Annotated in this window: 20 protein-coding genes; 2 read left to right on the forward strand and 18 right to left on the reverse strand. The window is 51.7% G+C overall.

The window, feature by feature from the left end; translation table 11 throughout:
• Positions 1-31: 31 nt before the first annotated feature.
• The 3 genes from M3650_RS23250 to M3650_RS23260 all read right to left on the reverse strand — a co-directional run bounded on the left by M3650_RS23250 (position 32) and on the right by M3650_RS23260 (position 2549).
• Entirely contained in the window at positions 32-1429 is a 1398-nt protein-coding gene (locus M3650_RS23250) for an L-cystine transporter (protein WP_251578224.1), read from the reverse strand.
• Between the two features lie 67 nt (positions 1430-1496).
• Entirely contained in the window at positions 1497-1943 is a 447-nt protein-coding gene (locus M3650_RS23255) for a MarR family winged helix-turn-helix transcriptional regulator (RefSeq protein WP_019421683.1), read from the reverse strand.
• A gap of 33 nt (positions 1944-1976) precedes the next feature.
• A complete protein-coding gene (locus tag M3650_RS23260; RefSeq protein ID WP_251578225.1) occupies positions 1977-2549 on the reverse strand; it encodes a hypothetical protein in 573 nt (190 codons plus the stop codon).
• Positions 2550-2714: 165 nt separating this feature from the next.
• On the opposite strand from M3650_RS23260, the gene M3650_RS23265 reads away from it, so the two are divergent.
• Positions 2715-3365 (forward strand): hypothetical protein, encoded by a 651-nt coding sequence (locus M3650_RS23265; protein WP_251578227.1) that lies wholly within the window; start codon positions 2715-2717, stop codon positions 3363-3365.
• A gap of 172 nt (positions 3366-3537) precedes the next feature.
• On the opposite strand, the gene M3650_RS23270 is transcribed toward M3650_RS23265, so the two are convergent.
• The 13 genes from M3650_RS23270 to M3650_RS23330 all read right to left on the reverse strand — a co-directional run bounded on the left by M3650_RS23270 (position 3538) and on the right by M3650_RS23330 (position 18332).
• Complete coding sequence (locus tag M3650_RS23270) at positions 3538-4776, reverse strand: anaerobic sulfatase maturase (RefSeq protein WP_251578229.1); 1239 nt, start codon at positions 4774-4776, stop codon at positions 3538-3540.
• Positions 4777-4911: 135 nt separating this feature from the next.
• On the reverse strand, positions 4912-6333 hold the full coding sequence (wsfD, locus tag M3650_RS23275) for a glycan biosynthesis hexose transferase WsfD (RefSeq protein WP_251578231.1): 1422 nt from the start codon (positions 6331-6333) through the stop codon (positions 4912-4914).
• A 77-nt stretch (positions 6334-6410) separates the two neighbouring features.
• Positions 6411-6917 carry a GtrA family protein gene (locus tag M3650_RS23280; RefSeq protein WP_251578233.1) on the reverse strand — a complete coding sequence of 169 codons (507 nt, stop codon included), beginning with the start codon at positions 6915-6917 and terminating at the stop codon, positions 6411-6413.
• On the reverse strand, positions 6914-7924 hold the full coding sequence (locus M3650_RS23285) for a glycosyltransferase family 2 protein (RefSeq protein WP_251578235.1): 1011 nt from the start codon (positions 7922-7924) through the stop codon (positions 6914-6916). The genes M3650_RS23280 and M3650_RS23285 overlap by 4 nt, the downstream gene beginning before the upstream one ends.
• Before the next feature lie 842 nt (positions 7925-8766).
• The gene (locus tag M3650_RS23290; protein WP_251578237.1) at positions 8767-9471 is read right to left on the reverse strand and encodes an AroM family protein; all 705 of its coding nucleotides are present in this window, start codon (positions 9469-9471) and stop codon (positions 8767-8769) included.
• 135 nt (positions 9472-9606) lie between these two features.
• Positions 9607-10554, reverse strand: coding sequence for a DUF1177 domain-containing protein (locus tag M3650_RS23295; protein ID WP_251578240.1), 948 nt, complete (start codon positions 10552-10554; stop codon positions 9607-9609).
• 68 nt (positions 10555-10622) lie between these two features.
• Positions 10623-11585 carry an ABC transporter ATP-binding protein gene (locus M3650_RS23300; protein ID WP_251578242.1) on the reverse strand — a complete coding sequence of 321 codons (963 nt, stop codon included), beginning with the start codon at positions 11583-11585 and terminating at the stop codon, positions 10623-10625.
• On the reverse strand, positions 11582-12562 hold the full coding sequence (locus M3650_RS23305) for an ABC transporter ATP-binding protein (RefSeq protein WP_233698277.1): 981 nt from the start codon (positions 12560-12562) through the stop codon (positions 11582-11584). The genes M3650_RS23300 and M3650_RS23305 overlap by 4 nt, the downstream gene beginning before the upstream one ends.
• A 1-nt stretch (position 12563) precedes the next feature.
• The gene (locus M3650_RS23310; RefSeq protein ID WP_251578244.1) at positions 12564-13823 is read right to left on the reverse strand and encodes a M20 family metallopeptidase; all 1260 of its coding nucleotides are present in this window, start codon (positions 13821-13823) and stop codon (positions 12564-12566) included.
• 45 nt (positions 13824-13868) lie between these two features.
• Positions 13869-15485: an ABC transporter substrate-binding protein gene (locus M3650_RS23315; protein ID WP_251578247.1), complete on the reverse strand. Its 1617-nt coding sequence runs from the start codon at positions 15483-15485 to the stop codon at positions 13869-13871.
• Positions 15486-15523: 38 nt separating this feature from the next.
• Positions 15524-16444 (reverse strand): ABC transporter permease, encoded by a 921-nt coding sequence (locus tag M3650_RS23320; protein WP_251578249.1) that lies wholly within the window; start codon positions 16442-16444, stop codon positions 15524-15526.
• 41 nt (positions 16445-16485) lie between these two features.
• Positions 16486-17496, reverse strand: coding sequence for an ABC transporter permease (locus M3650_RS23325; RefSeq protein WP_019421669.1), 1011 nt, complete (start codon positions 17494-17496; stop codon positions 16486-16488).
• Positions 17497-17570: 74 nt separating this feature from the next.
• Positions 17571-18332: an IclR family transcriptional regulator gene (locus tag M3650_RS23330; RefSeq protein WP_251578251.1), complete on the reverse strand. Its 762-nt coding sequence runs from the start codon at positions 18330-18332 to the stop codon at positions 17571-17573.
• 377 nt (positions 18333-18709) lie between these two features.
• Between M3650_RS23330 and M3650_RS23335 the strand changes: the two genes are divergently transcribed.
• Positions 18710-18922 (forward strand): hypothetical protein, encoded by a 213-nt coding sequence (locus M3650_RS23335; protein ID WP_251578253.1) that lies wholly within the window; start codon positions 18710-18712, stop codon positions 18920-18922.
• A 452-nt stretch (positions 18923-19374) separates the two neighbouring features.
• On the opposite strand, the gene mglC is transcribed toward M3650_RS23335, so the two are convergent.
• On the reverse strand, positions 19375-20388 hold the full coding sequence (gene mglC / locus M3650_RS23340) for a galactose/methyl galactoside ABC transporter permease MglC (RefSeq protein ID WP_251578255.1): 1014 nt from the start codon (positions 20386-20388) through the stop codon (positions 19375-19377).
• 13 nt (positions 20389-20401) lie between these two features.
• On the reverse strand, positions 20402-21922 hold the full coding sequence (locus M3650_RS23345) for a sugar ABC transporter ATP-binding protein (protein ID WP_251578256.1): 1521 nt from the start codon (positions 21920-21922) through the stop codon (positions 20402-20404).
• Between the last annotated feature and the right edge of the window lie 24 nt (positions 21923-21946).

The raw sequence follows: 21946 nt of genomic DNA on the forward strand, positions 1-21946 counted from the left end.
TTCCCGTTAAGGAAAGCGAATCGTTTTTTCGTTACGCGATATCGTCTTGAGTATTGGCTTTCTGATGAAGAAATCGATCCTTATCCCACTGGCCAAGCCAACGGGATGACAGTACGCCTGCCGTCATTGAACCATTTACGTTCAGAGCGGTGCGCCCCATGTCGATGAGCGGCTCTACGGAGATGAGCAATCCAGCCAGAGCGACAGGCAAGTTCATGGAGGACAGCACGATAAGCGCTGCGAAGGTCGCACCACCGCCAACACCAGCCACACCGAAAGAACTGACGGCGACGACGGCAACAAGCTGCAGCAGAAATCCAGGGGTGGCCGGGTCGATTCCGACGGTCGGTGCGATCATGACGGCAAGCATGGCCGGATAAATGCCGGCGCACCCGTTCTGTCCCATGGACGCGCCGAACGAAGCGCTGAAATTGGCAAAGCTCTCGGGGACGCCGAGCCGCCCTACCTGCGTATCGACATTAATCGGGATAGAGCCGGCGCTAGTCCGCGACGTAAATGCGAACACCAATGCCGGCAGCGCCCCTTTCACATAGCGAATCGGGGATACTCCCGACAATGCCATTAATAGCAGATGGATACCGAACATGACGAGCAGCGCGACATAAGAAGCAAGCACGAATTCTCCTAGTTTTAAAATTTCAGCCGGAGTCGTCGTGGATACGACCCGTGTCATTAACGCTAACACACCATAAGGAGTGAGACGAAGCACGATGGTTACCATTCGCATCACAATCGCGTGGAGCGCATCTATCATCGATTTGAACATGGCTCCATGTTCGGGCTTCTTCCGGGCTACGCCCAATGCGGCAATACCCGTAAACGCCGCAAAAATCACGACGGCAATCGTCGATGTCTGTCTGGCTCCGGTCATATCGAGAAACGGGTTGGCCGGAATAAATTCCAGCACCTGCTTCGGAATCGTCATCTCGCTGACTTCGCCCAATTTGCTGTCCAGAAAATTGCCGCGGTCCAACTCCTGCTTCCCCGCTTCGATATCGACGGCCGATAAGTCAAACACCAGCACCGAGGCAATTCCAACAGCGGCGGCAATCGCAGTGGTCCCGATTAATATGCCGATAATGACGGCGCTCATCTTCCCTACGCCTGCTTTGGTAGTAACATTCAGAATGGCAGATATGATGGACACGATAATAAGCGGAATAACGACCATCTGGAGCAATCGCACATATCCGCCGCCGACAATGTCGAACCAATCGTTCACCGTATGGACTACGGCATGATCGACACCATGCAGCCATTGCAGTACTGCACCGTAAGCGATCCCGAGTCCCAAGCCGGCAAATACCCGCTTCGTGAAGGAAGTATGCTTCCTCTGCATAAGATACAGCACGATGATGAAGGCTATTATGATTACAAGATGAAGCCCTATCCACCATCCGTCCGTCATAGCGTTTCACTCCTTCATCCGTCAATGGTCTGAATGCGATGCTCGTTCCAGTTACGCAGCGTTATTATTACTGCCCATTCTGTTTAAATTCATCCAAATTTTGATTTACTTGTTTGCATACATTCATGAAATGACGCAGCTCCTCATCCGGAACGCCTTCAAAGAAGCGGACAAACAACTGCTCGCGCTGGGCAGACACCTCAATAACCCGCTTGCGCCCTTCTTCCGTCAGCTCCAAATAATTGATGCGTCTATCCATCGTATCGCCTTTTCGGATTACATAATTCATTTCCATCAATTTATAAGTTATACCGGTCACCGCTCCCGGTGTTAAGCAGAGCTCATTGGCCACTTCGGTCACTTTCAAGGCTCCATGTCGATATAGCCGTTCGAGGACGGCGAATTGAGTCGGATTCAAAGTCGAATCCAAATGCTGATCCCACTGCATGCGCATGCGGCGCAGCATGGAGCGGAAGTTCGTCTGCAGCTGCAGCAGTTCCTCCCGATTAGGCATGGATACGTCACTCTCCTACATCATTAAATATGATTACAACTTTAACCCCAACGTCATCCACCAACCGTCCGCAGTGAACTCAACACGCTTAATTTTAACCCATGTCGGCAGCTGCGATGCCAGCGGGAACTCCAGCGGCTTGAGCATAAGCCATGATTGAGGAATGGTCAACGCTCTGACGTGCGTTCCTTCCGGTATGGCCCGAATCGTCTGTGTGCTTTCATTCCACTCTAACCGATAAGAGACCTTCACTCCAGCTTGAACGCCAGCAAAAGCTTCTGTCTGAACGTCAATACTCATGGCATCATTATCTAGACGCATGCGCATCCCGGTAATATTCCATTGCTGTTTGTAGGTCCGATATGGCTCCGTCGTCTCCATAAATTCAGCCCCCAACGCATTGATCTCATCCTCCTTCAGTTGCAAGCGCAGCGAGCGATTGTGCACCATTTGCTCCAATCGTTCCATTAAGGTAACTTCGACCTTCGGCGGCCAGCCTATCGGCTCGCCCGGACGAATATAGAAATAAGCCGCAATCACGATAATAATGAATAAAATAAGGAGGAAGGCCAGCACTCTCAACAACCACTTTCCTAGCTTTCTCATTCTCCCCATCCTTTCCCTAAAAATTTCTAAAACGCTGTTTCATCCTGGTTGAGCGCGGTTACATAGTGTACAAGCAAGTGAACGAAAGAGATGCGCGCAATTTCGGACACACTTGAGAATTGTAAACTATACCATTGTATAACCATGAGAGAGGAGAATTCAATAATGAAGAAATTGGCTGCAGTGATGGCATTGACGTTAGCATTCAGTGCGGTATCCGCAACCGCGGCTTTTGCGGCGGAAACCGGAAATACGACGGGGGCAATAAGCGCACAGACAGATACGATGGATTTAAAACAGAAGACGGCTTTCTATGAAGCTGTTGGCGGTCAAAGAATCGGCTATCTCGCGCCGCAAAAAGTCGGGATTGAAGAAGCGACGACGGACAGCAGCAACATCACTTGGTATAAAATACATACATGGGTTGGCTACACGTGGATGAAGGATCCGAATGCTTCGACCAAAACCGTCATCATTCCGAATAAGACGTCTTTCTATAAAACACCGAACGGCGATCGCCTTGGCGTACTCAGTTCGCAAACAGTCAATATTATTAGCGAGCGTATGGACGATTCCGGGTTCATATGGTTCCAAATCAATACGTATAAAGGGAAATATTGGATTGTAGATCCTGCTCAACAAGTTCAACAGGTCACATTGAAGAAAACAACGGCATTATATAATGCGATAAACGGGAAGAAGGTAGGCTCCTTGTCCCCGCAAACCGTTAAAATTAAAAACGAGAAAAAGGACGGTAAAGGCCAGCTGTGGGCACAAGTCGTGACATGGAAAGGCGACCTCTGGATCAAGCGGTAGAGTTCAGATTGTAAGAAAAATAGATATGCACTGAAAAGGCGATGCCGCGCGGCATCGCCTTTGAAATTCGAGCCATCCCCGCTCATGCTCATTCCAATGACTTGGATTCAACAACGACGAAAGCGGATACCCCCATCAGCTTGTTTCCTATTCCCATGAGGTTGGTTTCTCCTCACGATAAGAGAGTCGCGCAGCATTGCTTGAATTTGCGCCCGCTACCGCACAAACAAGGCTCATTGCGGCCGGGAAGCTTGCCGCCTGCCGATTGATAACGGACCAGCTCGCGCGTGCGAATCACGCGGCCCAGATGGCGAATTTGTTCGGCCGCATAAGCATACAGCATCCGATAGCTCGCGCAGAAATAATCGGTATGCTCGTTTATTTCCCAACCTTGGCCGATGCGGTTGCGCGGACAGCCGCCATGGCAAAAGCGCTCATATTCGCACTGCCGGCATGCTGCAGGCATATCCTGCTTCATCTGGAGGAACTGCTTCCAGCCAGGATGGTTCAGAATATGCTGCAGTTCATCCGTGGCGACATTGCCTAGCTTGTACCGCTCATGGATAAAGAAATCACACGGATAAGCGTCCCCGTTCTGTTCCAAAATAAGCGTCTGCGGACAAGATGAGCGGTGGATGCACATCTCCGGCTCCATGCCGACCTCCACTTGCAGCACATTGTCGAACATGCGCACAGAGAATAACGGATTCCCTTCGTTGTACCAAATATCAAAGGCTTCGCACAAAAATTGTCCATATTGTTCTGGAGTGATCACAAAACGTCCGGGCGCATCCACATCCTGCGAACGGAAGTCCATGCATGGGATAAACTGCACGTGCGTAAATTGCTGCTCCGCATAGAACTGCATGAGCGCTGCCGCCTCATGCACGTTATCTTCATGCACGACCGTCAAAATGTTAAAATCCACCCCATCCTGCCGCAAATAATCAATGCCTCGCATGACCGCCTTGTAGGAGCCTGCCCCGGATCCGGTTACCCGGCGCTTGTCATGAATCGCTTGTGGACCGTCCAAGCTTACACCGAGCAAAAAGGAGTAGCGGCGGAAAAAGGCTGCCCATTCCTCATCGATTAACGTTCCGTTGGTCTGAACGGAATTGCTGATTACCGTATGCGGAGGCGCATACATCGCTTGCAGCGCGACGACGCGCTCGAAGAAGTCTTTGCCTGCCAGCAATGGCTCGCCCCCTTGCCAGGCAAAAGAAGCTGCACCTGATGCGACAGCCATATATTTTTGAACAAACGTTTCTAATACTTTGATATCAATCCGGCGAATTGTAGAGCCGGGTTTACCTTGACATGAGCTGTAATAGCAATAGTCGCAAGCCAGATTGCAATCCTCTGATACCGTCTTCCACATGACACCTTGCGGTGAACGTATGACATGATCCATGCATGCGTGAGCCATCTCGCGAATCTCTCCCTCTTGATGTAACTTGGTTCGCTCTAGCAACACTCTCTATGCTTCATTTCTTTCACCGTAAACGTATAATATTCGTTTGACAAGGACCGATGTCACAGCCTCATTTCACTCCAGCTCCGGCGAACGATCGAACAACCGTTGGGCCTGAGCGACCAACCAGACGACAGACGACACTATCATAATGTCGAAACTGACATTAAACAAAAACAAATGCTTGCCCAAATCGGCTTCCCCGTCACCTACGAGCGGAACCGCCACTGAGAAAATGGCGACCACACTCACGAGCAGCATGACATCGAGCACGTGTCTGCGCGCTTTATTGCGTATATATTCTCTTATAATGACCGCGAAATATAGCAGGAAGAAGATAATAAAAAAAATAAAATGCTTCGGAATAAGTTTCTTTTTACCTTCACTCCATAAGCTGTACGTATAGGAGATTGCGCCCCGCGGCTTGCCCAACTCCTTCTCATAGTTTCCCAAGTAATAAGGCCGTATCATCGTCGCTTGACTTGAAGCAGCCTCCAGCTTATCAATGATGCGTCCAGGATGACGCAAATAGTAGCCGACCACATCAAAGTGTCCAAGCCGGGAATAGACATGCTCCGTCAATTCGGGCGCATCCTGCTTTATGGGCACATCGGTCTGAAAATAGTTCGTTCCGGCCAGTACCGCATATTTTTGCGGAATGCCGAGCTCCTCCAAATCTTGCGCCACATGCGGCGAATCTTTTAAAATTCCGAAAAAAATCGTTTGGTACAGATTGATTTGCTTAAGTTCCTTCGGTGCAAAGACATATATTAGCCCCGTCGTTGCTATCATGAAGGCGGAACCGCCTATGATGAGCCGTTTCCATGAACGATCCGGGCGCTTCCGATACAGTCGGAAGGCATACAGCGCAAACGCAAGTCCGACCGGAGCATTCTGAATTTTTGAAGCTGCCAATATGACGGCGCATCCAAAGAGCAGCGCAAGCCAATAGGAAGCCGGCTTCTTCTGCACCGCTAAGACGATCGAAATCGCAGTCGACAGCAGCAAAAAAATAAGCGATACCGGTTCGCCGAAAAATGACTGAAAATAAGCGACATAGCCGATATCAAAAAAAATGAACAAGGTGCATGCCGCAACCGTAATTTGCAGCCAACGTTTGCCGGCGCATGCATAACGAACAATGATGAACAAAGTCAGCAATAGCAGCACCGAATAGACGATGCCCATCGCTTCCAACGGAAACTGATCCGGATTGAGCAATCTTCCCAGCAAGCCTGCTATAAAGACAAACAGAATTTGCGATGAGACGTATCCGATAGCGAAAGGCCCATATTCATAGTTGGAGTGGCTGTAGCCGAAGTATTTGTCTTCATACGAATAAGTATCGCTTAGCGGAGATATGCCTCCGCTTCCCAAAATACGGTCAAAATCCCCATTGTCGGCCACCCCGATAAACGGAGGGGCAAAGAGGATGCAAACAAGCAGGACGACGCCGATTCCGATGGCGCTCCACGTGATCCAATCCATTCTTTTCATTCCCAATCCCACTCTCCCCTAGAGTCATGCTCCTGCTTGCTTCATAAAATTGCTTCTATAAATTACTTCTATTTCGTTTAATGCTCGGCTTTGCGATGCTTCCCACAGTCATCCGCAGCATGAGATTCTAATGGGAACGATGAGTTAACTTGAACAGGACGCTTGTCGGCAAACGTAATATTGCGGTGCAGCAGAAACGAAGTGATGGTGTATACTCCAGCCTCTGCCAATACGACTGCCGAATCACGCCAGGCTGCGGCAAGGGAAGGAACTGCTCCTTCTATCATTATTGCGATGAGCGGATGCAGCACCATGTAAGCGAACACATAGCACAGCATCGCGATTGCAATAAAACGGACAAAGCTGCGAAACCTCGCCCCTTCGTACCGAAATGTATAGCTGCGGTTCAACACGTAACTGCATATCACTCCCCCTGTATTTCCCACAAAGGTAGACGCGAAGTGATTCCACCCCGCCGCATGCATGAGCACATAAATGAGACCAAGCCCAATGCATGTATTAATAACCCCTACCAAGGCATACCGGCCGAACAATCGGGCCCACTGCAGCGATACCGGCCTCATAGCATCCCATTGGACCAGGCTCTAGTGGCCGTCCAAGCCGGTTGTTCAACCGCAGGCTTATCCGCCAGTACGATATCAATAATATATGGCGGCCTGCGTTTCACTTCATTATAGATTTTGCCGATATATTCCCCGATGACGCCGAGCGCCAGCAGTTGTATGCTTCCGATAAACCACAACGACAGCATGATGGACGTCCAGCCTGAGACGGTCTGTCCCACTATCTTGGAAATGAGCGAATACGCTCCCGCAACTGCGCTCGCCCCCAAACTGATGAAGCCAAGCATCGTTACGATCCGCATCGGCTTAATACTGAAAGATGTAACACCATCCCATGCAAATGACAGCATTTTGCGCAGCGGGTATTTGGATTCTCCTGCCGCCCGCTCTTGGCGCCGGTAAGTGACCTCGGTCTGACGAAAGCCTATCAGCGGCACAATACCGCGCAGGAACAGATTGACTTCGTGGAACTCTCCCAGATGTTCCACCGCGCGCCGACTCATCAAGCGGTAGTCGGCATGATTGAATACGAGCGGAATCCCCATTCGGCGCATCAGCTTATAGAACGATTCAGCGCTCCAGCGCTTGAACCATGTGTCGGAATCCCGGCATTCGCGCACGCCATAGACGACTTCATATCCTTCATGGAATTTACGTACGAACGCGCTCACTGCCGCGACGTCGTCCTGTAAATCGGCATCCAAAGAGATGATGCAGTCCGCAAAGTTCTTCGCATACATCAGCCCTGCCAAGAGCGCCTTCTGATGACCGGCATTGCGAGCTAGCTTCAATCCGCTGACCCAAGGATTCCGTTCACGCGCTTCGACGATGTGCATCCAAGTGGCATCACGGCTGCCGTCATCAACAAACAGCAGTCGGCTTTCGCTTGACACCAATTGTTCCTGAACGAGCGCAGTCAGAACATCTGTTAGCTTTCGTATGGCAAGCGGCAGAACTTCCTCCTCGTTATAGCAGGGAACGACCATATATAGAATGGGCAATGTCATACCTAAGCTCCTTTATAGAGGCTATATTAAATAATTTTTTCCTCTATTATACAATTACCTTCCATAATATTCTATAACTAAGAGGGTTACTTTCATACCTGTCCCGCCTTCTACCGTTGCAGATGTCCATTACTCAGACTCATGAAAGAGTCGCCTAAAGGCGCACCATCTGTCGAATAACAAGGCATCGACTCTTCATAATTAACGAAATATTCCGCTAGTGCAGCGGCGCGTTCACACTGCAGGGGATTCGAGATTCGATTCATCCGCACATTTGCCTCATTCTCCCCCTCCATCAGAAGATGGTGCGTTCACACGGTAGGGGATTCGATTCATCTGACCCTTTGCTTCATTCTCCCCTTCTATCAGGAGGCGTTACGACCACTGACAACTCTGGACGTTGCCAAGTTAACCGCCATCATGATTAGCCGCTTCATGGCATGGTGTCTATACGAAACGGAAACGGTATGCACCTTAATCCAGACGCTAGTGATCCTTCCTGATAGTATGCCTTTTTCTCGTCGTTATCCTTCCTGACTGTATGGGAGATTGGATATAAGGACCATGGAACGGAAACCACTACATCAATTTTTTTTGGCTAAGAACAAAAATTTATCTTTTCAGTTTGTTTTCTAATCTTATGAAACATGCTCGTTTTTAGGAGAAGGGTTGCTGCTGATCTGATTGGAGGGGAGAGTGAGGCAAAGGTTTAAACGGGCATACCTTCTCCGGGAATGGCAAAGTGACAGCATGGCGGATGATATTTTCCATATAAAAAAAGCCGTCTACTGCTTGCTCTAGGCAAACAACAGACGGTATTCAACTTAATACATATAAGAGATTTATAGTTCGCATAGCTCGGTCAAAAGTTTGAACAGCAAGCTACTCGACAGCAGCACGAAGCATCCGCTCGCCTCTCTGGCGATATGTTGGTGTTCTAACGTGTACCCCATGCAATCGAGCACGATAATTCCGGCGCCCGCAGCTCTCAATTCCTGTGCCGCAGCCGCGATCTGCTCGCTCGTTGCCGTATAGGGGGAAGCCGCTGCAGTCGTAATCGCTGCGTCGAAGGCTCCCCATTTCCGGCCCATCTCCTCTGCCTGCTCCGCAAGCGGAATAATAAGCCCAATCGGAGTTCTGCCCGCCAGCTTCGCAATAGCAGGAGTCAGCACACGTTCAGGTTCAATCAACAAGGCCCGTTCGGTGCCGAGATTGCGGAACGCTCCGGTGCAGAGCAGGACGATCACTTGACAGCCGTCCCGTTCACATTCGTCTATCAAGCGCTGCATGGCTTCTTCCGTTTTCGCCGCGGACAAGACGACAGCTTCACCGTCGGCCAGTCGCGTCGTCAGCACGAACTCGCCTTGCTTCGGGCCAAGCTCGCGTTCAATCTGCGCCAGCGTCATACCGTCTAAGACACCGACTTGCAGCACATCTGTGCAAGGGGCCAACCAACGCTCGATTAGCGGCTGCACATCCGTTCGCGGTGCTTGACCTATCGTGATGAGCCCTATTTTCACGCGCTGCCGACTATCGCTTCGTTCCATGCGAATCTCTCCTTTCCCCATCATGAGCCTATATGACACGACATGGCGCTTGGCGCCGAATGCCGACTGTAGAATGCTGAAAGCTGAATGCCAATGCCGAACTCCAATTGCCGAGCGTTGAACGGCCGCTTTGCCCTAGACCTCCGCTAACGGTCTGCCCAGCGTCTGCAGGGCATTCATCGGTCCATATAAATTCAACATGTGCTCGAACTCGTCTTTATTATAGAAGGAGCAGACTTCATTCGTGAATTCCTTGGCTACTTCTACCGCGAAGCGCGCAGCCAACGCAATATCGACTTCATGGCTGGCTCCCGTACCGCAGCCCGGTACAGTCGACTGTGCCGTAATCGCGACGCCGACGACTGGCGCAGCGGTCGTTACGCAAGGCTGCAAGATGCTGTTAATATGATACAGCCCGTTGCCGTATGGAGTAATGTCCTGCATCGTAATCGGGAACGTGACAGAATGCTGTCCGGTCGTCATTTCCATAATGCGAAGCAGATCATCGCTGACGCGTAAAATGTAGCCTTCCTTCACCGTCGGGGAAATGGCGATCCCTTTATGATTGATGACACGATTGCCTTTCGTCGTATCGATCGACAGAATCGCTTCCATCTCGTCCAGCACCTCGTATTCGTTCATCGTCGCAATATCGACGGGCGAATCCATGAAGTCAACCGGCTCATGCGGCAAGGTCGGTGCGTCCGGGCACACGTGGGTCGTAATGTATACGTCCCCCTTTAACCGGTCTCCCTTCCCGCTCATGTCGGCGAGCTTCAACGCAGCCGCCAACGCCGCAATTGCGCCGTCGCCATCGGAGACTAGGCCGATGCGCTGCGGCCGCGCTCCAAGTCCGCCCAGCCGCCCGACGATACCGAAGCTCGGTGCTTGCCCGCCCTGACTCTTGCCTTCCGTTCCCGGGATGAAGATGCGGATGAAGTCTGTAAAGCCCTTCTCCCCATGAACGCGCTGCACACTTACGTCAGCAAGCGGGTAAGGCTTGAACAGATCCTTCACCGCTTCGCCGGATGTAAATGCATTGTCTACCGCTTCATATATTTGCAACGTTTGCAGTAAAGCCATGATTTTCTCTCCCTTTCAGCTCGATGTCATAGATGTCTATATTTGCTTGCACGGGACTGTGCCCGGCATTATAAATTGTGGCATGCCACCCAGTGTTCTTCATCCGCCTCCCGCCATTCCGGCTGTACACTGCGGCAGTGCTCCGTCGCTATCGGGCAACGGAGATGAAAGGCGCAGCCCTGCGGAGGATTTTTGGCACTTGGCACCTCGCCCGTCAGTACAATGCGCTCCTTCTTCGCCTTCGGATTCGGCACGGGTACGGCCGACATAAGCGCCTTCGTATATGGATGCAGCGGATTGGCATACAGCTTGCGCTTCGGCGCCAGCTCCACCATCTTGCCGAGATACATGACGCCGACGCGCGTGCACAAAAACTTGACGACGGATAAATCATGAGAAATGAACATATAGGTCAGCTTCGACTGCTCCTGCAAATCCTGCATCAAATTCAGCACCTGTGACTGAATCGATACGTCAAGCGCCGAAACCGGCTCGTCGCAGACGATGAACTTCGGATTCAGCGCCAAAGCACGGGCGATGCCGACACGCTGACGCTGGCCTCCGGAAAATTCGTGCGGGAAGCGATTCGCTTGAAATGAGGACAGCCCCACTCGTTCCATCAACTCCTGCACGCGCTGCTTGCGCTCCGACGTCCGCAACGATTGATGCGTCTGAAGCGGTTCCTCCAAGATGCGCTGAACGGTCCAACGCGGATTCAGCGAAGCATAAGGATCTTGAAAGATCATGCTCATATCGGGACGCAGAAGGCGCAGTTCCTTCGATGAAAGCTCCATAAGGTTGCGCCCTTGGAACCATACTTCACCTTCGGTCGGTTCAATCAAGCGCAAGATGGAGCGGCCGGTCGTCGATTTGCCGCAGCCCGACTCGCCGACAATGCCGAACGTCTCCCCTTCGTATATATCGAAGTTCAACCCATCCACCGACTTCACGGAACCGACTTGCTTGTTCAGCAGCCCTTGGCGTATCGGGTAATGCTTTTTCAGATTGCGTACCTGCAGCAACGCGGTCATCGTGCCACCCCCTTCTCGACGAGCAGACAGCGGCAGCGATGCCCGCCGCCCATATCCGTCAGACCAGGCTGCACCTGCTCGCACGCTTCCACTCGGTATTTGCAGCGTGGCGCGAAACGGCAACCTGGCGGCATATTAAGCGGGCTCGGCACCGTACCGGGTATCGACTCAAGCCGATCCTGCTCTCCGGCAAGCTGCGGGAGCGATGACAGCAGCCCTTGCGTATATGGATGCTGCGGCGATTCAAACAGCGTGTCCACATCCGCCTCCTCTACGACCTGCCCCGCGTACATAACGACCACGCGGTGGCACATCTCCGCGACGACCCCGAGGTCGTGCGTAATGAGCAGGATTGACGTCTTCTCTTCCTCCTGCAGCTGCCGCATTAAATCCAATATTTGCGCTTGAATCGTCACGTCAAGCGCCGTCGTCGGCTCGTCTGCAATCAGCACCTCGGGATTGCAGGACATCGCCATCGCAATCATGACCCGCTGTCGCATTCCGCCCGAGAGCTGATGCGGGTATTCCTGCGCCACCGACTCGGGATGCGGAATACCGACCTTGCGCAGCATCTCGACAGCATGCCGCATCGCCTCCTTGCGCTTCAGCTTCATATGAAGCTGAATGGCCTCTGCCAGCTGATCGCCGATGCGGAATACCGGATTGAGCGAAGTCATAGGTTCCTGAAAGATCATTGCGATGCGATTGCCGCGAATGGACCTCATTTGCTTCTCTGGGACATCCAGCAGGTCGCTTCCATGAAATTGAATGCGCCCGCTCTTCACCCGTCCAATCTTCTTCGGTAGAAGCCCCATGATGGACAAAGAGGTTACACTCTTGCCGCAGCCCGATTCGCCGACAACGCCGAGCGTTTCTCCTTGGTGTACGTGAAAGCTTACGCCGTCCACCGCCTTGAAGACGCCCCCGTTCGTAACAAATTCCGTCTCCAGCTGTTCGACTGCTAGCACCGGCTCCATTCTATTCACCACCCAAGTAGCTGAGCGCGGTCAATGTGTATACCTTGGCCGCATCCACCACATCCTGCACCGGTGCCTTCTCGTTGAAGCCGTGAATGGTGGACAGCTCTGCAGGACCGTATTGCAGCACCGGGATGCCGACGCGGCGGAAATGCCGCGCATCGCTGGAAGCCCATTGCAATACTCCGTATGCTTCTTCCTGCTTCACGTCGCATATATGCTGCACGAGCTCCTCCACGATTGGATCGGTTGACGGCGTCCAGTTGGCCAACCCTTGGAAGCCTTCCGGGTGAAGCTCCGTCTCAATGCCGATGCCGGCGAGCAAACGTGTCGCCTCGGCCAGCACTTGGCTCGGTTCGACTCCGAACGGAAGGCGCGTATCGACACTGACCGTGCAGCGGTCAGGCACGACGTTCGTCTTCGTTCCGCCTTCGATGAGCCCCACATTGACCGACACGCGGTCGATAATAGCGGAGAAGTCCGCATTTTCTTTTTCAGCGATATACTGCTTCGTCACTTCGATAATATCCTTCACTTCATCCGGCAGTTCCACCGGATAGTGATGCAGCTGCTGCAGCGCCTGAACGGCCGCGGCGGCCTTCATAATGGCGTTATCGCCAAGCAGCGGAGACAAGCTGCCGTGTCCCGGCGTGCCCGGCACCGTGAAGTTGAACCAGCAGCTGCCCTTTTGCCCGATCGTCGGATGCAGCGGATGCGATGGCTCGGCAATGACTGCTGCCGTACCGTGAATAAGCTCTCGCTCGAATACCCACGGCACGCCGAGATGTCCGCCTGTCTCTTCGTCCGGCACGATAAGCAGCGATAGTCTGCCTTGCAGCGGAACTTGCAGATCCTTCAGCAGCTTCACGCTGAAAATAAGTCCCGCCAAGCCGCACTTCATATCGCTCGCTCCGCGTCCGAGCACATATCCGTCCCTCACCTCACCGCAGAACGGGTCGAAATCCCAGCGGGAACGGTCGCCTGCCGGCACGACATCCGTATGACCGCAATAGATAAGATGGCGGTCTGAAGCCGCTTCATCGCCGATCGTCGCAATCAGATTCAGCATGTTCCCGCCTGCGTCATGCACTTCTGTATCGATGCCAACCTCGGCCAAGTAGTCGATAATGAATTGGCTAATTTCACGCGAGTCCCCGGGAGGGTTCTCTGTTGGGAATTGAATGAGTCTTGAACACAATTCCAGCAGTTCATCTCTGCGTTGTTCCACTTCGTCTATCCAGCGTTGCTTCCATTCGTTCACCGAAAACCCCTCCTGTTAGTTCATAACCGTTATGATAGCGATCGCTTATTTCGAAATCGGGTAAAAACGCAAGCACTCGTCTGGGAAGAAGATGTAACCTTTCACGTCGTTGTTGAACGCCACGAGGCGGTTATATTCATACATGTACAAGTAAGGCATGTCCGTATTAATGAGGCTTTGGATCTCTTCATACATTCCGTTGCGCTTCGTCATGTCCGTTTCGACGGCCGCTTGCTTCAGCAGTTCGTTCACCTTCGTATTGTTGTAATGCACATAGTTGGATGAACTCGCGCTGTCGACCAAGAACCCAAGATGATATTCCGGATCATTGACAAAAGAGGTCCATTTCGACATGAACGCCTGCACATTGCCAGTGCGAAGCTGTTCCAGGAACTGCGCGCGCGCCAGCTTGTTAATGTTCATCGTCACGCCGATCTTTTTCAGCTCTGCTTGAATGACCGTCGCAGCGTCCTCCCAATCTTTAAAGCCGGAACCTAGCGTGAAGTCGAACTGGAAGCCGTCCTCATAACCTGCTTCCTTCAACAGCTGCTTCGCTTTGTCCAAGTTATATTCATACACATAGCCCTTATCGGAGAAGCCAGGCGTATTGCTGGCCACGATGCTCTTCATCTGCTTGGCTTGTCCATACATGACGTCCTTCAAGAGCGCATCATGCGGAATTGCATATTCGATCGCTTGACGCACCTTCGGATTGTCAAATGGCTTCATGTTATTGTTCAAACCCATATACAAAATGCGGTTGCTCGCATCAGAACGTACAGTCAGATCGTTGTTCTGCTTCAGCGTATCGACATCCTTCGGCGGAATCTCCATGGCAAGGTCGATGTCGCCTTTGTTCAGCAGCATCGTGCGGGACGATGCTTCCTTCATGAACTTCATGACAACTTTGTCCAGCTTGGCGCGCTCTTGCCAGTAATTGTCGTTCGCCACGAACACTGCTTCGGAGGAAGGATCCCATTTTTCAAGCTTGAACGGACCGGAGCCGGCCGTATTGGTCTTTAGGAACTCATTCGCATCGCCTTCAATCGCTTGCGGATCGATGACCGAGAAGGAGTACATCGCTAAAATTTGCAAAAACATATGATTCGGACGCTCCAGCTTCACTTCCACCGTAGCATCGTCCACCTTGCGGAACGACTCGATGGAGGCCTGCTGATACAAAAATCCGCCCGAGTTGGAGTTCTTAATATGATCGAGCGAGAATACGACCGCATCGGCATTCAACGGATTACCGCTATGGAACTTCACGTCCTTGCGCAGCTTGAACGTATACGTCTTCTGGTCGTCGGATACGACCCACGACTCGGCCAGCATCGGCTTGATTTCTTCTGTGGCGGCAATATCTGCGCCGTTTACATTTTTAACGCCATAGGTTACGAGCTGATCATAGGTGGACAGCACCAATGTATCAGAAGTCAGATCGTTCGCTTCCGCCGGATCGAGCGTCTGCCCGCCTTCGGAATAGGCGACGGTGAGCGTCTTGCTCCCGGTACCATTTGCAGGCGTATTTGCTTGTTCTCCCGCTGCACCGGTGTTACTGTCTCCTCCAGCTTGGTTCGCTTTCGGCGCGCAGCCCGCAAGCAAGGTCAGAATGAGCGTCAATGCAATGGCCATCATCATTGTGTTGCTTCGTTTCATCATTGTTTCCTCCCCCTAGATGTTCAAAATAGAATCGTATTTTACTTCCGGCTCGTGCGAAGCCGCGGGTCGAGCACGTCGCGCAGCCCGTCGCCGAGCAGGTTGAATCCGAGTATCGTCGTTGCTATGGCAAGCCCTGGGAACGTGACTAGCCACCATTCACCGGTAATAATGTACTCCCGTCCTTCGGATATCATCGCTCCCCATTCCGCAAGCGGAGGACGAACGCCGAGGCCGAGAAAGCTCAAGCTCGCTGCCGTCAGAATGGAGAACCCCATCCCAAGCGTAATACGGACAAGCAGTGGAGCTAACGCATTCGGGAAAATATGCCGGACAAGAATGGCACTATCCTTCACCCCGATGGAACGGCTCGCCTCCACGAATTCTCGTTCCTTCAAGTAGATCGTCTGGCTGTACATGAGACGGGCGAACTCCGGAATTCCGACGATGCCTACCGCCATCATCGCGCTAATGAGGCCAGGGCCCATAGCGGCAGCGATAGCCATCGCCAGAATAAGCGAAGGAAACGCCAGGAATATGTCCATTACGCGCATAATAAGATTCCCGATCCAGCCGCCATAATAAGCGGCAATGCCGCCGAGCGGAACCCCGATGAAGAAGGAAATTCCGACGGCGATAAGCCCGGTCCAGATCGATATACGCGCTGCATATATGACACGGCTGAAGATGTCCCGACCGAACTGATCGGTTCCGAACCAATGCGCTCCGCTTGGCCCCTGCAGCTTCGCCTCCAGCTGCGTCGCATCCGGCGCGTAGGGTGCGACAAGCGGCGCGGCAACGGCAAAGAGCGTCCATAGAACGATCAGGAAGAGACCGAGCGCGGCAAGCTTATTGCGGAGGAACAGCTTGCTCCACTGCCGCAGCGCAAACCAAGCTTCCTTCAGCATGGACGGTTCGCTCGCCGCAGCTGCTACAGCGGACGGTGAGGTTGATGCTTTCATCACAGTTGCACCTCCTAAGATGTCATGATATGAGAGATTGATTATTCGTAGCGAATGCGCGGGTCGATTAAGCCATACACCATATCGACAAGCAAATTGATGCAGCTATACACGACAGCGCTTAGTAGTGTAAACGCCTGAATTGGGGCGTAATCGGTTGCCAAAATGGATTCCGTAACATAGCTTCCGACGCCAGGCCAAGCAAAGATCGTCTCCGTAATGACCGCGCCTCCGAGCAAATAGCCGATTTGCAGACCGATCATTGTCACCGTTGGTATCGAAGCATTAACCAAAGCATGCTTGTACACCACGGAACGTTCATTCAAGCCTTTTGCTCTTGCAGTACGGATATAATCCTGACCGATAACCTCCAGCATGCTGGAGCGCATCATGCGCGCGATAATGGCCATCGTGCCGGCGCTAAGGCAAATCGCCGGAAGAAGAAGATGAGATAATGATTGCTTAAACGCTACCCAATCGGCAGTGAGCAAGCTGTCTACAAGGTATAGACCGGTAATGTTCGTTGGCGGGAGAATGTCTCCGCCGATGCGGCCCATTGGAGCAGGCGCAATGCCGAGCTTGGAATAGAAAAATAAAATGAGCAACAGTCCGAGCCAGAATACTGGCATACAAGCGCCGATGAGCGAAAAAATACGGGAGATATGATCCACTATCGATTCTTTTTTCGTTGCGGCCACGATGCCTACCGGGATGGCAACCAATAACGCGATCAGCAGGCTGACAAAGCCAAGCTCAATTGTGGCAGGCAGGCGGACAGCGAAATCCTCCAGCACGGTATGGCCTGTATGCCAAGCCACTCCCAGATCCCCTTGCAACAGCTGCTTCACATAAGCGCCGAACTGTACATACAGCGGATCATTTAGCCCGAGCTGAGTGCGAATGTTCTCCACCACGTGCTGCGGCGCCTGTTCTCCGGCAATCATCAAGGCAGGATCACCTGGCAACACCCTTGATAATATGAACGTGATGAGCACGATGCCGAGCAAGCTTGGAATGAGGTATAACAGACGTCGAGTAATGAATTGTAGCAATGCAACCCCTCCCCCTTTAAAGCAGTGTCTCGTTAGTTGAATAAAGTATGACTGTGTAAAATTGTGAAGCCTGGCTACCACATATGCGAGATAATATTGCAGCTTTGCCGTATTAAAGGAACTTGGTTGAGCAAGATGCGCAAATAGGATTCGCTCCGAGCTTCATCAATCCGGTATCTCGGTCCCGCAATCGTAATGGAACCCAAAATGCGTCTGTGACTATCCAACATCGGCACGGAAATGCCTACCACGTCTTCCGTATATTCTCCGACAGAAATGCACCAGCCTTCTTCTTTGATCTGCGCCAATTGAACACGCAAGCTCAGCGGATCGGTAATCGTCCGTGAAGTGACGGACATCAAGCCTTCCTGAATAATTTCTTCCCGCAGCTCCGCGGATACATACGCCATCATGACCTTCTGGGAAGCTCCGGCATACAGCGGCGAACGATCGCCAACCGGAATCAAATATTGAATATCCTTCGAGCTAAGGACGATGGATACGCATACACCCTCTTTCCCTTCCAGCATGTTCAGATAGACTGACTCACCGGTTGAATTCGCTATTTCCTTCAATATAGGCTGAAAATATTGCTGAATGTTGAGCTGATCGGTGATGACTTTCCCGTATTCCAGCAGCTTCAATCCGAGATGGTATTTCTGTGTTTCTTTGTTCTGAATTAGAAAGCCGTGCTGTTCAAACGTCGTCATGATACGATGCACGACCGAGTGATGCATCCCCAGCTTCTTCGCTAAATCACGCACCCCCCATATCGGATGATCCGATGTAAAGCAATCGAGCAATTCGAGCGATTTGGCCAGCGTCTTGAGCGACACATCCTCACCTCTTCCCCTATTTTCTTGAACAAGGCTTTCGTACCGATTATAGATACACTGTTTCTATAAATAATTTTTCATCATTATAAACGATGCCGAAGAAAGATCAACAACTTTTTTTCCTTGTTTTTACCATGTGGACATGTCAACTTTTATGTCTCCTGAAAAAGGACATATGTATATTATGGATGTACAAACCTGACATGTAATGTAACGGTGCCTAAATACGAAGCTGTACTGTGTACTTCGCCTTAAATTACGACAAAGATTTCGGTATATAGCTTTAAGTGAAAACGTTTTAATTTGTGCTGTACCAGCTTCACTTCATTCTCCGTGCTAAATCGTTTGAACTATGTATTCGGAAGGAGTCGTTCCTGTTGCGCAACAAAGTGAAATGGTTTCTATGCTTTGCCCTCCTGCTCGGTTCCCTGCAGTCCTTGTTCGTCCTGCCCGTTGCGGCAAGCACTGAGCAAGATGAAACTGCCGAGTCGGATGTGAGCGCCGCTGCCGCCCCAATGCGGCCATTCTCGTATGCAGACCGTGTTCTTACGAACCCGGTTGCGTGGTACGAAGACGAATGCGTGCTATGAAGACAATTGCCCCATTGGAAAATATACAGCAGAATGTGCGAACTGGACGGCTAAACGGCATGTGGACTGTACTTTGTCCAGTGGATCTGGCTGTTCAGCGAATACTGCGGATGGAGTATCAAACCATTGGATCATTTCCAATGTAGCCTATTCTAAAGTGGTTTACGCAGCTTTTTCATTGGAAAATTCCAATGGGTAAGACAGGGGGGATGCGGCCAAGCCTTCACCCTGCTTTTTTCTTAGCAGAAAAGACTGGGCCGAGCACACACACGGGGCATCCACTTCCGTCGTTGTTGAATCCAAGTCATTCAAGTCTTTTGAGTTAAAACTTAACAGTGATGACACAGATGCAAAGCCGCGTCAGGACTCGCCAGCGGATATTCTCCCTCGGTGTTCCAACTTAGCAGGGTTTCCCGACAGCCTGAACAGGGGTCGCTTCCGACCCCTGTTCATTATTTTTTGGCCACATATTTGCGCATATCGAATGCGACGGCCGACACAATGATAAGCCCTTTAATAATAAGCTGCCAATACGGATTGACGCCAATGAAGGTCAGACCGTAATTGATCACTCCAAAGATGAGCACGCCCGCCATAATACCAGGCACAGTACCGATGCCGCCCGACGTTGATACGCCTCCCACGACACAGGCTGCAATGGCATCGAGTTCATACATATTCCCGTAATTGTTCGTCGCTCCCCCTGTACGCGCCGCTTCCAGCACCCCTGCCAAGCCGTACAGCGCACCGGCAATGGCGTAAATCGCGATCAAGTTGCGGCTGACATTAATGCCGGATACCTTTGCCGCCTGTATGTTGCCGCCGATGGCGTACATGTTCTTGCCGAGCCGCGTCTTGTTGAATACAAGCCAGACGAGCAGCGCAACCGCAATCGCGATGATGACGATATACGGCACAGAGTACGGCCCGCTCGGTCCGATATAGCCGGTTCCGAGACGGCTGAAATCCTCGCGCAAACCGCCGATGGGCTGCGATTGATTCGGCTCCATATCGAAATAGATCGAGTTGAGCCCGTACACCGCCACCATCGTGCCTAGCGTGGCAATAAACGGCGGCACGCTGAACTTGGACACGATAAAGCCATTCATCAGCCCAACGATAAGTCCTGCCGCTATGGCCAAAATGACTGGAACCCATAGCGGAAGCTGCTGCAAGTCGGGAAAAAATTTGCGAGGATACTCGGACAATTGCAGCATGGATGCCGACAAGACCGCCGTCAAGCCGACGACACGCCCTGCAGATAGGTCGACTCCGCCGGTAATAAGGATAAAAGCCGCACCCAGCGCAATAATCGCACGCGTAGACGACTGCAGAAAAATATCGCGAATCGTCGTCACTGATAGAAATCTCGGATCCCAAAAAGCAATGCACACAACTAACAGGAGCAGTACGATGTAAATCGCATTTTGTGACATGAACTGCTGTGCATTTTTGATGCGGGCCATAATATGTCCTCCTTCAATGTGCGGCATGCTGGGCAGCAAGACGCATGATCTCTTCTTCGGTAGCCTGCTTCCCATCGATAATGCCGGAACATCTTCCTTCGCACATGACCATGATGCGATCGGACATGCCAAGCAGCTCGGGCATTTCGGAAGAAATCATAATGATGCTCTTTCCCTGCTTCGCAAGTTCGGCAATGATGGAATAGATTTCGTATTTCGCGCCGACATCGATGCCGCGGGTCGGTTCGTCGAGCAGCAATATTTCCGGATCGGTGAGCAGCCATCTCGCCAGCAGAACCTTCTGCTGATTGCCACCAGACAAGTTTTGGATGAGCGTTCTCATCGATGGGGTCTTCACGCGCAGCATTTCGATGCTCCGTGTTACGTCCGCTCTTCGCTTCTTGTCATTCAATAACCCATACGGCGCAGCATATTTCGCTTGATTCGCGATAACTGTGTTTTCCATAACGGACAGCACCGGAAAGATTCCTGTCACTCTCCGATCCTCCGTCAGCAAGGCAATGCGGTGCTTCTTGGCATCGAATGGCGAGCGGATGCGAACGGGCTTGCCGTGAATGGAAAGCGTACCCGATTGCACGGAACGCAAGCCGAACAACGCTTCAATCAGTTCGGTCCGCTGCGCGCCGACGAGCCCGCCCACACCCAATATCTCGCCTCTTCTAAGCTCAAAGCTGACATGCTGGAATGACTTTGGAAGCGGGGAAGTCAATCCTTCTGCGCGCAAAATAACTTCACCGGGCACATTGCTCCGCTCAGGAAAGCGCTCCGTCAAATCCCGTCCAACCATCCTTGAAATAATGAGATCGGTCGTCATCTCATCTGCTGGCCAGGTGCCGATGAGCCTGCCATCCCGCATAATCGTAACATCGTCGGAGATACGTAAAATTTCTTCCATTTTGTGAGAAATATAAATGATTGCTACGCCACGCTGCTTGAGCTGCTCGATAATCGTAAACAACTGCTCCACTTCGTTGCCCGTTAACGAAGAGGTCGGCTCATCCATGACAATGATTTTTGACTGAAAAGAGACGGCCTTGGCAATCTCGAGCGATTGGATTTTGGATACGGACAGGCTTCCCACTCTAACTAACGGTGCAATATTCATGCCTAGATCAGCCATCAGCCGCTCTGTATCTTGCAGCATCTTCTTCTCGTCAACGATCTTGAACGGACCTAGCCCCTTCATCGGAAATCGGCCGAGCCAAATATTCTCCATCACATTGCGATAGGGAACCGGATGCAGCTCCTGATGAATCATCGAAATACCAAGCTTGAGCGCATCCTTCGAGTCGAGAATGCTTACCTTCTGCCCCTGTAATACGATGTCTCCTTCATCAGGCTGGTATATGCCGAATAAGCACTTCATGAGCGTTGACTTGCCCGCTCCGTTCTCCCCCATAAGCGCATGCACCGTTCCCGCGCGCACCTTGAGTGTAACTTGTTCAAGCGCCTTTACCCCCGGAAATTGCTTAGAGATGTTGCTCATTTCCAATAAATAGGGTTGAGTATTCATCTGGGAACCCCCTTGCTTCAAGAA

Origin of the sequence: Paenibacillus sp. MER TA 81-3 (genome assembly GCF_023713585.1) — a bacterium.
GTDB lineage: Bacteria > Bacillota > Bacilli > Paenibacillales > Paenibacillaceae > Paenibacillus_B > Paenibacillus_B profundus.